The 12,542-nt window shown below is 62.0% G+C and carries 16 protein-coding genes; 8 read left to right on the forward strand and 8 right to left on the reverse strand.

Annotated features, from left to right (window positions below; all coding sequences use genetic code 11):
- Positions 1-53: 53 nt before the first annotated feature.
- The 4 genes from BM118_RS04395 to BM118_RS04415 all read left to right on the forward strand — a co-directional run bounded on the left by BM118_RS04395 (position 54) and on the right by BM118_RS04415 (position 4,766).
- Positions 54-1,505, forward strand: a complete 1,452-nt coding sequence (locus BM118_RS04395; RefSeq protein ID WP_092182570.1) for an AAA family ATPase — start codon at positions 54-56, stop codon at positions 1,503-1,505.
- A gap of 255 nt (positions 1,506-1,760) precedes the next feature.
- On the forward strand, positions 1,761-2,429 hold the full coding sequence (locus BM118_RS04400; RefSeq protein WP_244550053.1) for a phasin family protein: 669 nt from the start codon (positions 1,761-1,763) through the stop codon (positions 2,427-2,429).
- Between the two features lie 369 nt (positions 2,430-2,798).
- Complete coding sequence (locus BM118_RS04405; protein WP_092182572.1) at positions 2,799-3,314, forward strand: ParB N-terminal domain-containing protein; 516 nt, start codon at positions 2,799-2,801, stop codon at positions 3,312-3,314.
- Between the two features lie 654 nt (positions 3,315-3,968).
- Positions 3,969-4,766, forward strand: coding sequence for a transglycosylase SLT domain-containing protein (locus tag BM118_RS04415; RefSeq protein ID WP_092182574.1), 798 nt, complete (start codon positions 3,969-3,971; stop codon positions 4,764-4,766).
- Positions 4,767-5,400: 634 nt separating this feature from the next.
- Here the strand turns inward: BM118_RS04415 and BM118_RS04425 are convergent.
- The 3 genes from BM118_RS04425 to BM118_RS04435 all read right to left on the reverse strand — a co-directional run bounded on the left by BM118_RS04425 (position 5,401) and on the right by BM118_RS04435 (position 6,481).
- Entirely contained in the window at positions 5,401-5,706 is a 306-nt protein-coding gene (locus tag BM118_RS04425; RefSeq protein WP_092182578.1) for a hypothetical protein, read from the reverse strand.
- A gap of 167 nt (positions 5,707-5,873) precedes the next feature.
- On the reverse strand, positions 5,874-6,170 hold the full coding sequence (locus BM118_RS04430) for a hypothetical protein (protein WP_028171212.1): 297 nt from the start codon (positions 6,168-6,170) through the stop codon (positions 5,874-5,876).
- 23 nt (positions 6,171-6,193) lie between these two features.
- Positions 6,194-6,481, reverse strand: a complete 288-nt coding sequence (locus tag BM118_RS04435) for a hypothetical protein (RefSeq protein WP_092182580.1) — start codon at positions 6,479-6,481, stop codon at positions 6,194-6,196.
- Positions 6,482-6,659: 178 nt separating this feature from the next.
- Between BM118_RS04435 and BM118_RS04440 the strand changes: the two genes are divergently transcribed.
- Positions 6,660-7,679 carry a hypothetical protein gene (locus tag BM118_RS04440; protein ID WP_092182582.1) on the forward strand — a complete coding sequence of 340 codons (1,020 nt, stop codon included), beginning with the start codon at positions 6,660-6,662 and terminating at the stop codon, positions 7,677-7,679.
- A 91-nt stretch (positions 7,680-7,770) separates the two neighbouring features.
- On the opposite strand, the gene BM118_RS04445 is transcribed toward BM118_RS04440, so the two are convergent.
- On the reverse strand, positions 7,771-8,292 hold the full coding sequence (locus tag BM118_RS04445; RefSeq protein ID WP_244550054.1) for a hypothetical protein: 522 nt from the start codon (positions 8,290-8,292) through the stop codon (positions 7,771-7,773).
- A 410-nt stretch (positions 8,293-8,702) separates the two neighbouring features.
- Complete coding sequence (locus tag BM118_RS04450) at positions 8,703-9,062, reverse strand: c-type cytochrome (RefSeq protein WP_177234005.1); 360 nt, start codon at positions 9,060-9,062, stop codon at positions 8,703-8,705.
- A 176-nt stretch (positions 9,063-9,238) separates the two neighbouring features.
- Here BM118_RS04450 and BM118_RS41180 point away from each other — a divergent pair, with 176 nt between their 5' ends.
- Together BM118_RS41180 and BM118_RS04455 are read left to right on the forward strand one after the other, a co-directional pair.
- A complete protein-coding gene (locus tag BM118_RS41180; RefSeq protein WP_018644642.1) occupies positions 9,239-9,412 on the forward strand; it encodes a hypothetical protein in 174 nt (57 codons plus the stop codon).
- 110 nt (positions 9,413-9,522) lie between these two features.
- Positions 9,523-9,873 (forward strand): zinc ribbon domain-containing protein YjdM, encoded by a 351-nt coding sequence (locus tag BM118_RS04455; RefSeq protein WP_177234006.1) that lies wholly within the window; start codon positions 9,523-9,525, stop codon positions 9,871-9,873.
- A 2-nt stretch (positions 9,874-9,875) separates the two neighbouring features.
- On the opposite strand, the gene BM118_RS04460 is transcribed toward BM118_RS04455, so the two are convergent.
- From BM118_RS04460 to BM118_RS04470, 3 genes are all read right to left on the reverse strand, one after another.
- On the reverse strand, positions 9,876-10,277 hold the full coding sequence (locus tag BM118_RS04460) for a VOC family protein (protein WP_092182588.1): 402 nt from the start codon (positions 10,275-10,277) through the stop codon (positions 9,876-9,878).
- Between the two features lie 126 nt (positions 10,278-10,403).
- The gene (locus BM118_RS04465; protein ID WP_092182590.1) at positions 10,404-11,324 is read right to left on the reverse strand and encodes a DMT family transporter; all 921 of its coding nucleotides are present in this window, start codon (positions 11,322-11,324) and stop codon (positions 10,404-10,406) included.
- Between the two features lie 93 nt (positions 11,325-11,417).
- Entirely contained in the window at positions 11,418-11,834 is a 417-nt protein-coding gene (locus BM118_RS04470) for a nuclear transport factor 2 family protein (RefSeq protein ID WP_092182592.1), read from the reverse strand.
- A gap of 129 nt (positions 11,835-11,963) precedes the next feature.
- On the opposite strand from BM118_RS04470, the gene BM118_RS04475 reads away from it, so the two are divergent.
- On the forward strand, positions 11,964-12,536 hold the full coding sequence (locus tag BM118_RS04475) for a bifunctional transcriptional activator/DNA repair enzyme AdaA (protein WP_092184258.1): 573 nt from the start codon (positions 11,964-11,966) through the stop codon (positions 12,534-12,536).
- The last annotated feature ends 6 nt before the right edge of the window (positions 12,537-12,542 follow it).

A 12,542-nucleotide genomic window follows, 5' to 3' on the forward strand; every position in this document is an offset into this window, starting at 1 on the left:
AGGACAGAGGGGCGGCCTAAGGGTCGCCCCTTTTTCAAAGAACGTATGAAGCAATGAACATTGTAGTTGGCGAACAAAGATTCCTGAACTTAGCAAAGATCAATGTGCTGCTAGGAAAGAACGGCTCCGGCAAAAGCACTGCTCTGCGCAAGTTGGACCAGAGTGGGTCATCCTTGCCCAACTTCGGCACTGTTCGATACATCACACCAGAGCGAGGCGGGCAACTAACCTACGACGGCGGTATCGAGACGACCATTGCGACCAATCCAAGTTGGAGCGCCAATGTTCGGCGAACCAATCGCTATGAAAACTTTCGTCAAATGAGCATCACGGAGTTTCGGCGCCTGGAAACTCTCGTACTCAGAAAAATTGAATCGGATCGCAGCGCTCGCCAAGATCTGAGCTTCTCCTTTGACACCACGGTAGCACTAATAAACAACTTGCTTGACCGCGTGCGAGTCGTTCGCAGTGACGGATCGGGATTCGATATCAAAGCCAAAGACGGTGACGCGAAGCGAACTCCTGACTCCTTGAGCAGTGGTGAATCTGAGCTGATAAGTCTGGCTATCGAAATCCTAGCCTTTGCTTACAGCTCAGAAACGTATTCGGGCAAGACGTCCTATTTATTTCTAGACGAGCCAGACGTTCATCTGCATCCAGATTTGCAAGCGCGCCTTATGAACCTGATCGTCGAGGCCGTCAGAGGCCGAGACATTGTCATCGTTATCGCGACTCACAGCACGGCGATTCTGGGCGCACTGAACGGCCAGGAGGAAGCTCATGTGGGCTTCATTGTCGCGGGGCAATCAGAGGTCCACTTTATGCCCATAAAGGACTCTCTGCGCAAACTCTTGCCGATCTTTGGCGCTCATCCTCTGTCGAACATCTTCAATCAAAATCCCATTTTGTTAGTTGAGGGCGAAGACGACGAGCGCATCTGGCAACAAGCGGCAAGAACATCCCAAGGAAAGCTGAAAATTTGGCCCTGCGCCGCTGGCGATATCCAGAGCCTTGACGAGTATGAGAACCGAGTCGAAGCTATCGCTGGCGCGATCTACGAAAGTCCGAAGGCTTTCTCTCTACGAGACCGCGATAATGCTCCATACGAAATTGACGACAAAGCCATTGTAAAACGAATGCGGCTATTTTGCAGGGCTGCAGAGAATCTCATTCTGTCAGACGACGTATTAAGATTGCTTGGAGTCGATTGGTCCAAGATGGTCACCGCAATCCAGGAATGGCTCTCAAAGTTTCCAGACCATCCGCAGTACATCGCAATGAAAGCATTCCAAGATGCTGGTTATGATCGCCACCAAAGCAACTTGAAGGAGCTTCGGAATGTGCTCATGATGCTAGCCGGATCGCAGAAAACGTGGGAAGTCGCGGTTGGACAGGCAATCGCAGGACTTCTCTTCGGCGCCCCATCTTCCGGCGAACACAGCCTGACCTGTTACCTTGGCCCAAAGCTTGTCGAAGCGTTAAACCTAAAAACCGCAACCGACTAGTACATGGCAGCAGATGCTGCACTCAGCAAGCGTAGCCCGGATGAGCGTAGCGATATCCGGGATCCAACCGCTCGAAGTCCCGGATGTCGCTACGCTCATCCGGGCTACTTGCTGCATACAGAACGACCAAGCGTTTCCTCATCGATATCGCCAACGACGAGATCGATGACGCGGATCGGTCGAGCATGGTTTCGCGCGCAGGACGGTCAAGACCCGGCCGGATGGCCTCGCCGATGCCCGGCAAAATCTCACCACATGGCCGCCACGCAAGCGACAACCCCCAATCGCGATTTCAGCGCAAACACGACGGAGGCTTGCGGTTTCAGCAATATTCAGGAGCCATTTGCAATGTTGAGTGCGATCGAAAATAAGCCAACGGGAAAATCCGGCCGGCGCGGCGGGAAGAAGAAGGCCGGGCAACGAACCGCGGCCGGCGAGCAACACGCAACTGCGGCCCATCAATTGCCGGATGCCTCGGCGGAAATCAGCCAAGAGAACAAGCAAGAGACCGAGCAAGAGATAGGGCAAGAGACGAGCCAAGAGATCGGTGCGCAGGTACCCTCGGCTGCAGCCTTGCCGGGCGGGGCTTCCGGGATGGAGATCGCTGCAAGCGCGCCCGTCGCACCGGTGGAACCCTCCCAGGCCAGCACGCAGGCGATTGCCGATGCCTATAGCGACTACACGAGGACGTCGCTTGAGCACGCCTGGACCTTCCTGGGAAAGCTCGCGGCGGCGCGCTCACCTGTCGAGGCCTTTGAGCTTCAGATGGAGTACACGAAACAGGTGTGCGACTCGTTGATCGCCGAATCCCAGAAGATTGCCGAGTTGCATGGACAATTGACCAGACAAAGGGTCATGCATTTTGAGGGGTTCGTGGCCAGGCTCACCCAGACGACGCTCGAAATCCGCGCGACACGTCACTAACGACAGCTGCGTGTTCCGACGCCGCGGGGCCGGAAGACGCATGAGCCAGCGAGCGTAGCCCCGATGAGCGCTGCGATATCCGAGGCTGCCCGCTCGACCATTTCCCGGATATCGCGAAGCCTGTCATCGGGGATTACGGTGACAGTGCACTAAATTCACTCGCTCCGTCCCGCCGATCTGCGGCTTCGGCTCGCGCTTGGTGGGCGGCGTCAATTAAGTGTACTGTCGCCGTAATCGTAGATTGGTTCCGGCTTCGATGCTCATCAATGCTCTACCGCCGAAATAGCCTTTGCGGTCGAGCTCTTCCCTCCTAAACTCCCAACCCACCGGCATGGGTTCCGACGGGCCCGGTAGAAGCGGAGTCAAGTTATGCCCAAACCGGAGAGCTTCCCGATCGAGAAGATCTTCGTTCCCACGAAGCAGAAGAAAGCTATCAAGCCCGAGATCGTCGGGGAGATCGCGGAAAGTATTCTGGACATCGGACAACAGGCCCCCATTTCCGTTCGGCTCGACGGAGACCGCCTCGTTCTGGTCGAGGGACTGCATCGGCTCGAAGCCTGCAAGGCGCTCGGTGAGACAACCATTATTGGTGTCCTGGTCCCGGCCGAGCTTGCTCTACACAAGCCGCGGCTGTCCGAAGGACCCGAAGTCGAGGCAGAGCGCATCAAGATGGCGCGATTGAAAAAGCTGCGCCTCGAGAAGGAAGCCGCAGAGACATCGACTGCTGCCTTGAAGAGCGTCAACGAAATGGAAGCACCGCGCGCCAGTCCGGCGAAAGGCGTCCGCGGCAATCCGAAGGCATCACTGGGCCGGACTGCGAAATCGACACCGAAAACATTGTCGGATTGGATCACGCAGCAAAAGGGCAACGGCGGCCGCTATTGATTTTCGGCTCCAGAGTTCTGCGGCTACGGTGACAGTGCACTTAACCGGCCTACCAATTCAGATTGAATGCACTGTCACCGCCACCAAGCGCGGCTCAACCGGTTACTCGGTGGCCGCTGCGCCAAGACCGGCTAGTAGCAAGGGGGGTAGGGTTCGTAGCCGCAGCGGCGATAGCCTCCGTAGGCTCCGTAAGCCCCGTAAGCAGCAGCACCAACCGCGGCAGCTCCGACGCCCACGGCAACGCCACGGCGTACGGCTGCACCACGATAGACGCCACCGCGATAGACACCGCCGTGATAAACACCCGCGCGACCAACCCCAACGCCTCGTCGATACGCGAAGGCGTCAGTCGAAACAGTGACGATGCAGGCGATGCCAATGATGGCGGATGCGGTAAGTGAAGCGATGGTTCGGCGCGACATGACCACTCTCCTTCCTGGACTGGAACGGTTCGTCAGCGTAATTCGCCAATGAGCGGGTTTGTTGATTTAGAACAATGCGGGCCCTGCGATCTCGCTGCCGAGTTCATGACGGGACAGTGAAGCTGTCACGCTTACCTACATGGGCATCAGCGGGAGCCACACCGATTTCGGCTATGTACCTGACGTGCGCGACGCAAGGCTCAACCCGTACTACCCGCTCCCCACAAGACCCATGCCAAGAAAAAGCAACAGCCTCCTCCCTCGCCTTCGCGGCCTCCGGCGAAGCGCCCGTTGGGTGCGAAAGACGTTCGCGCGAGCGCCGCGCATGGTTCGGATCGCGGGCGGCGTTTTGATCCTGCTTGCGGCCATCGCGCTTCTGAACATCGGCTATCAATTGATCCGCAAACCAACCGAACTGTTCGCCGTCGTCGGCAACTCCCTCGACAAGGAGCCGGCCGAGACCTGGCGGCAATACGGGCCGCTGTTCCGCAAGCATTCCACCGCGACGATCACGCCGGAATTGCTGGCCGCGCTGGCGCAGGTCGAGAGTTCAGGCAATCCGGTGGCGCGCACCTATTGGCGCTGGCGATTGAGCCTCAATCCGGTCGCGATCTACCGGCCCGCCTCCAGCGCCGTCGGCCTCTTCCAGATGACCGATCCGGCCTACACTGAAGCCGCACGGTTCTGTGTCCGCGGCAATGCGGTCACGGAGACCGGATGCGGGCCTGCCTTCCTCTACATCCGCGCGATCCCGAGCCACGCCATCGAGCTGGCATCGGTGTATCTGGACCGCCAGGTGGCCATGGTTCTCGGCCTCGCGGGCGATGTGAAGGCCAGCCGCGAGCAGAAGCAGGATCTGGCCGCCTTCATCCATCTCTGCGGCGCGGGTCCCACCACGGCCTATGCGCGCCGCAAGTTTCAGATGATATCAGGCGAGCGCTGCGGCGATCACCTCGTCGCGGGCTATGTTGCCAGGGTCAACGCGATGAAGCGGCAGTTTCTGCGGCTATCGGCGGATGACGGTAGTTAGCCAACCAGCGTAGCTCGGATGGAGCGGCTTGTCCGCCGTAGCTCGCAGAGCGAAGGCGGAAGCGACATCCGGGGAATGCTTCGGCAACGACGTCCCGGATATCGCTTCGCTCATCCGGGCTACAGGCGCCAATCAGTCCCGCGTCCGCCCGGAGGCCTTCACCACCAGTATGGCCACCGCCAGCCCTCATAGCGAACATATGACGGCACCAGTGGCGGGCCGTAGGGATCGACCCGGTCGTCTTCAGGGCGATAACGATATCGTGGAACAACATTGTAATCCCACGGCGTTGGCCTGAGCACCGGCGCCGTGACGACAAGCCTCTCCTGTGGTGCACGGACGTGCGCCGTCCGCGGTCGGGCTTCAGCACCTGAGATCCCGAGGTTGCACAGCACCAGCGCCGTTCCGAGAGCGCACGCGAGCGTCATTTTCTTCATGCGTTGGCCTCCTTGCGAAGAGAGTGCAAAAGGACTCAAGGCAAGGCAAGCTAATTCGGCAAGCTAATTCGCTCTCGACTCGCATGAATGACGCTCCCGTCATTCGGCATGACGAGTTTCGCCCCGGGGCCCAACCTATCCACGTTCGACGTGCCGTTGGGTCCCGTCAGTGCCTGGACTTCAGTCCCCTCTAGACTTCAGTACCCTCGCGGTGTGCTCGAGCCGGTGGCCGGCCTCGTGCTCGCGCCGGTGGTTTGACCTGGAGCGACGTTCGACGCGCCGGGGCTGGTGGTCTTGCTGGTGACCTTGGAGGCCTTCGTGTGGCGCATCGCGTGATGCTTCTTATGTCCAGGAGCGTAGCTGGAAGCGCCCGGCTCGCCTTTCTTGGAACCCATTTGCTGCATCTCCTGACCTGGCGTCTTGCTCGACACACCCTGAGCAAACACGGCTGGTGCCGTCGCCATGACAACGGCAGCAGAGAGCGCAATGATCTTTGTTTTCATGTCGTTCTCCTCTCAACATGCCCTCCAATGCAACGAAATGAGCCGACGCCCGTTCCCCTGAACGATCGTTCATAGTGAGAACAGCCCTGCTCAACCCATCCCCTTTTCGCCGTCGCAACGGGATGACGGGCCTTTCGAAGCGGATCATGCCGCGAGACAAAACCGGATCACGAGGATTCTATCAGCATCGGTGAACCGAGCTCTTCGAAATGAAAGAGCTGAAAGACCCGCTGGCCGTTGAAGTCGAGCACTCTCAGATCATCGGTCTCGTGCAGATTGCTTTCGACCGCGTGAAAGTGCCCGCCGTAGCGCTCCCTGGCGAGCGACAAGGGAACCTCGAACGCGACGAACTTGCCGATCCCTTTTTGCCTGAGCACCCCAAGGAGCTTTTGGTCGTTCAGGGACTGGTGTGAGGTGAGAATGAGCAGCGGGCCACTGGCCGTGAGCAGCAGAAGCGATTTCATCGGATCCTCCTTTGCGCCCCGCCCTACCTGATCTTCGCCAGGCACTCCTTCAGGCGCTCCAGCTCCGTACGAACCTGCGCCTCCATGGCGTCTTGCAATGCGAGTATGCCCCTGCTGGACAATTCTGCGGAGGCCTTTTTGTCCAGATTCTGCTTCCAATCCCGGATGGCCTGCCTGGTCGCCCTCTGAGCCTCCGACGTCGTCCTAACGTACTCCTTCATGCAGGCGTCGGCCATCGAGCATGTCTGGCACTCCTGGGCGGCGGCCGGACTTGAAAGAAGCAGGGCGAGTATCGCGGTAGGAACCCTCATGGCGCTTCCTCCCGCGACAGCATAGCACGTCGCAGGGATGCCCGGGGGAGCAGCGCCCGGCTGTTTCAGCAGCCGTAGCCCGCCATAATTTCTCCTTCGCACGCGCGTTGTGTCGGACAAATGTGAGGCCTATCCTTCCGGCGATCGGACTGCCGCACTCCCATAAACGCCCGACTGGATGGAGCGCGCATCGGTGCCTGACGCGAACGACCCCAAACCTGATACCCAAACGCCTGATACCCAAAAGCCGGATGCCCACAAGCCTGATGCCCCCAAGCCGGGCGAGGTGCGCGCCGATGGCGGGCTGGCGCGGGCCTACGACCAGATCAAGAGCGCAGAAGAAGACCTGGCGCGGCTGGACCGGCTGGTTTCCGGAATGGAACGCGGCAGCGAAGACCCGCGCGCCTCGCAAGCAAGCGCCGGTGCGACGGCAGCCGAGCCTCCCAGGGACAAGGCGCCTTATAGCAGGGTTCGCGATCAAGGCCTGAAGGGAGATCGAACCATGCTGCGCGCTCTTGTTGGCCTCGTGCTGGCGATCGGCGTTCTCGGTGCCGCCTTCGCTTCGCAATATCGCGATGAGGCCAAGTCGATCAGCAAGTCGATCATGGCGCGATGGGCTCCGCCGGCCAGTCAGCCCTCGCAAGCGTCCGCGGTCGAAAGTCCGGCGCAGCCGCCGGCACTGCAGCTGGCTGCCGCGGATGGGCCAAGTCCGGTGCCCGCACCGCCGCCCGGCAAGGAAGCGCAAAGCGCGCCAACACCTGCCGCTTCAAGTCCTGCCGCTTCAACACCTGGCGCCCCACCGCCTGACCAGTCATCGCCTGATCTTGCGCAATCGCTCAAGACCATCACGAACGAGCTTGCGAGCATCAACGGAAAGCTCGAGCAACTGAAAAGCCGCAACGAGCAGACGCTGCGCGAGCAGGCCGACACCATTCAACAGCTCAAGGCGGCGCAGGAGAAGGATGCGGCGGACAATGCGCGCCTCGCCGCGCAGGTCCAGGCGCTGCAAACGCAACTGACGGCTTCATCCGCGCCTGCATCCGCGAAACCCATCGTGCGGAGCGTGACGAGCAACGAGACGGCTGCGCCTGCACGGCCGCACGTGCAAGCGGCCGCACCTCGGCGGCCAAGGCCCCCGCGAGGCCCCTGGATGCCGCCGCCCTATATGGGCGACCCCTACGGCGATCCGGATTGGTAAGCGTTTAGCGAGCTTGGATTTGAAGCCCGGCTCGCAGGATGGGGGAGCGCAAGCGCTCAACCCATCCTGCGAACGACGCTCTACGCCCCCCTCACTGGACCTCGCACACCGAGACCTTGGCTGCGATCCCGGTCAGCTCGTGCTCTTGCGTCGCAAGCTCCTGATGGGAGGTCTCGCCGACCGAGACGTCCTTCATTCTGCGCTGGACCTCTTCGCAGGTCTTGCGGACGTCTTCCGTGAAGAGCGCGCATTCTTCGATGCGCCTGAAGATCTTCCGTCCCTCTTCACGATACCCCGCCGCCGTTTCGCGCATGAAGGCGATGGCATCATGGACCTGGGCCGTCAGCGCCTCGCATTTTTGCGCGGCGTCGATCAACTCGGCGCCCATGGCCTCGATCTCTTTTGCAGCGGACTCATAGTCGCGAACGACCGCCTCCGCACTGAGCGCGCCGACGCGCGTGACCCCCTCGGTGTGCTCGACGTAATCAGGAAGAGCAATTGAAGCGATCGAGCTTCCCGTGCGAACCGATGCAATGTCCGCCTCGAGTTGGACCAGGTTCACACCTTCCCGTCTGCGCAATTGTTCAACACTTGCCATGATCGTCCCTCCCAATACATGACCCCGAACCCCAAACGGCGCCTAGTGTATTCCGTGGGTAAGCGGCATCCTAACCCGATATGCCATTGACAGCCTCAGCTCTGCCATTTTTTCCCAATTGCCGGCGCGGCACGCAGCGATGACGGATGTCGTCAGCGCTCAACCTCCCCTGGAGGTGGTTCGCGCGGAGATCGGCAAGACCAAAGGCAGCGCGATCCGGGTCTCGGGGACGGCGCGCTTCATGGATGCGTGAATGGTTCGAGGCGGGCGACGAGCCCTCAGCCGTCGCACTGGCCCATCATGCCATCATACCCCTGTTTTGCCCGACGGGTCAAATTGGATTCGGTATTTCAGAACCCTTGAAATCCCTGGCGATTTCTACTGTGCATGGGGTTGTTTTCGCCATTTTTTTTCCGGGCGTGCGCTCAATCGCCTCTCAGGCTCAGGATGTAGCTCGACAGCGCTTCCGCCTGATCGGGCGAGATCACCAGATTGGGCATGTTCTGGTGGCTGGTCCGCCAGAACACCTTGAGCGACAGCGCGGTGGTTCCTTTGCGGTCCGCGATGGCCTGGAAGCTCGGGGCCAGGTCGAAGAATCCGGCCATGTGCGGCTCGATGGCGTGGCACGTCTGGCACCACGCCTGCGCCAGGCGATGTCCTTCCGCCACCGTGCGTGAGGCAGGCCTCGATGCCCCCGCGGCCGTGTGGACGACACTGATGAGAAACAGCACCGACAACGCGATCAGGAGGCCGAGGCCGATATAGATTCGAACGCTGCGCGACATGGTTTCACCTCGCCATTGCTGCGTGGCTTGAAAGCGTAGGTCGGTGCGAGCAGACCAGGTTGACCTGCATCAAGAGATCGGAACGCTGCGCGCAGGAATAGAAATGCCGTTCGCTGCAACGACAATTTTGGGATAGGCTCGACGCGATCTGCGCGTCACCCTCTGGAAGGATCACCATGAACGGCAACCGCTATTACGGCGTCCGCGTCGAGGGCGCGAAATACGGCGTCGGCTTCGGCTCGGCGCTCGCCATCGCGATCTCCTACACCAACAACCATTCGATCCTGTGGGCGATCATCCACGGCATCCTGGGCTGGCTCTACGTCATCTTCGTCGCGCTGTTTCGGTGACATCGCACCGGCAGGCAACCGCCTGCCCGCGCAAGCCCCAGCTTTCCCTTGCATTCCCCTGCTCTGCCCCTAGGGTGCGCCGCGCAACGCCACCCGAGACGAGACCTCCCATGCCCGACGCCATGAAATGCCCGAACTGCCAGTCGGAGCACGCCTATCAGGACCGCGATCTCTGGGTCTGCCCGGAATGCGCCCATGAATGGAGCGCTGCGGCCGGAGCGGCGGCGGATGCGCCGCAGGAGACGGGCGTGCGCGATGCCCATGGCAATGTGCTGACTGACGGCGACAGCGTCATCGTGATGAAGGACCTCAAGGTCAAGGGCTCCTCCTCGGTCGTCAAGGGCGGCACCAAGGTCCGCAACATCCGCCTCCAGGACGCCACCGACGGCCACAACATCGCCTGCAAGATCGACGGCATCGGCGCGATGAATTTGAAGTCGGAGTTCGTGAAGAAGGCGTAGCGCTACGCGCCCATCAACGCGTCATACCCCTGCGCGCTGAACGCCAGCAGACAAAACCCGTGCCCGAACGGATCGGCCAGCATCGCGATCCGCCCATACGGCGCATCGCGCGCGGGCGCTTCGAGCACGGCACCGGCGCGCAGCGCGCGCTCGACGGCGGCATCGACATCGTCAACGACGACGTCGACATGCAGCGGCGTCCAGTGCCGGTCGTAGCGGCGGCGGTCCTCGCCGGCACCTCGCGTGCCCGCCCGCTTGGTCAGCAGATAAATCGGCGCCGGCCAGCCCAGGAGCTCGACGAAGTCGCTGCCGAAGCGGCGGCCGACCGTCAGCCCGAACGCGGCGGTGTAGAATGTCGTGGCGGCCTCGACGTCGGGGACGTCGATGTTGAGCAGGAAGGTCATCGCGGGCTCGTCAAGTTGCAGAGTGCCCGGAAGCGTAGCCCGGATAGAGCGCAAGCGTAATCCGGGTTAGTGCCGCACATCCAGCCCCGGATTTCGCCAGCACTCCACCGGGCTAGGCAGATTCGTTCACCGCTGCCGCTGCGCCAGGTAAAACCCGCACAGCACCGTCACCAATCCCGCCGTCTGCAACATCGTCGGCGGCTCGCCGAGCAGCAGCCAGCCGGTGAGCAGCGTCAGCGCCGGCACGCAAGCGGGGAAGACTGCGGCGCGCGCGACGCCGAGGCGCTGGACGGAAACGGCAAAGAGATAGAGTGCGGCGGGACCTGCGAGCACGCCCTGCGCCAGCGCCTGGATCGCATTCTCGCTCACGCCGATCGCAGCGACGCGGGCGGGCCCGCCGGTCAGGAGATAGACCGGCAGCAACAGCAGCGACAGTACGTTGATGACGAGCGCGGCCGAGACGGCGGAGACGCGCCAGTGACGCAGCAGCGCGCCAAAACCTGCGAACATCAATCCGGTCAGCACGAAGATCAGATCGCCCTGCACGCCGTCGGCGCCGATATGGCCGATCGATTCGGCGCCGATCACGCCGAGGCCGCCGACGATGACGATGGCACCGGCAAGGCGCGAGGCGGAGATGTTCTCCTTGAGGAACATCGCGGCGAGCAGCAGGCCGCCGAGCGTCGCGGAGGACGGCTGGATCACGCTGCCATGGCCGAGCGGCACGAACAGGAAGCCGGTGTAGGAGATCAGCGACATCACGGGGCCGCCAAGCACCATCAGCGCAAGTCCCCTGCCCCAGCCGATACCGCAGAGATCGGAGATACCGGCGCGGGCTACCAGCGGCAGGAACACGATGCCCGACCAGACGTAGCGATGCACCAGCAGATCGACCGGCGTGAAGCCGACCTTCAGCCCGTGCCGCGTGCCGGCAAAGCCGAGCGCCCAGAACAGCGCCGCCGACAGGCCGCAGACGACGCCGAGAAGCGCCGGCGCCGCGTCGTTCTTCTGAATGAGAGCGTCAGCGCCGCTCGTCCGCTGATCCATCTGCAAGCCTTATGTCAGCGCGCTCATCCGCTCAACCCACGCCGTCGCAGGTCTGGCACGCGGCGGAGCGCCGAAGATTCCTGTAGCAACGCATCATGCTTCCTCGCCGAACACCATCCGCCATCCCTTGCGCGTGTCCATGTATTCCCGAACCTCGCGGATCCGATCCCCCGCCACCGCGAACACCAGGCAATAGTCGTTCTCGTACGGCTTGCCACCTGGGAGCGTGGCCCGCATCCGCTCCTCCACGATGACGACGTCGCCGTCGGCGTAGATGCCGCGGAAGGCGATGTCGATGTTCGAAAACATCCTGTGCAAGTCCTGCGCAATGAAGCGCGCGATTTGCCGCGCCCCGACCATGTGATCCGTGTGATCGAGCGCGACGGCGGTGGCGTTTCCCTTCGGCGCGATCCATTCCGCATCGTCGGTGAACAGCGCGGCGATACGCTCGGCGTCACGCGATGAAAAGGTCTTCCAGGCGTTCAGGACGACGTCTTTCGGGCTGGTCACGGCGGGCTCTCCGGCTGCATTGAGATGAGGGCCGCCTTCTAGGCCGCCATGCGCAATGCGGCTCGCCACAATCGGACTCGGTCATCCCGCGGCCCTTCCGCCTGCACGGGCTTGCGCTATCATCCGGCCATGCTGAGCTTTGCGACCTGCAACGCCGCGCGCCTGCGCCGCGATCCCCGTTATGACGGCCGCTTCTTCACGGCGGTGAAGACCACGGGCATCTACTGCCGCCCGGTCTGCCCGGCCAAGCAGCCGCTGACGCGCAACGTCGCCTATTATCCGACGGCGGCCGCGGCCGAGGCCGCGGGTTTCCGGCCATGCCTGCGCTGTCGTCCCGAAACCGCACCATTCTGCCCGGCCTGGAACGGCACGCGCTCGACGGTCGCGCGGGCGTTGAAGCTGATCGACGAGGGCGCGCTGGACGAATGCTCGGTGGTGACGCTCGCGATGCGGCTCGGCATCTCATCGCGTCATCTGGCCCGGCTGTTCGAGCGCCACGTCGGCGCCACGCCGCAGCAGCTTGCCAAGACGCTGCGCGTCCAGCGCGCAAAACGCCTGCTCGATGCCGGTGGTCACACCATGACTGACATCGCGTTCCAGGCCGGTTTCGGCAGCCTGCGCCGCTTCAACGCCGCGTTCGCCGAGCTCTACGGCCGCTCGCCGTCAAGTTTACGCGCGGTGCGCGAGCGGAGACTCTCGTAGTCCGGC

Origin of the sequence: Bradyrhizobium sp. cf659 (genome assembly GCF_900113725.1) — a bacterium.
Taxonomy (GTDB): domain Bacteria; phylum Pseudomonadota; class Alphaproteobacteria; order Rhizobiales; family Xanthobacteraceae; genus Bradyrhizobium.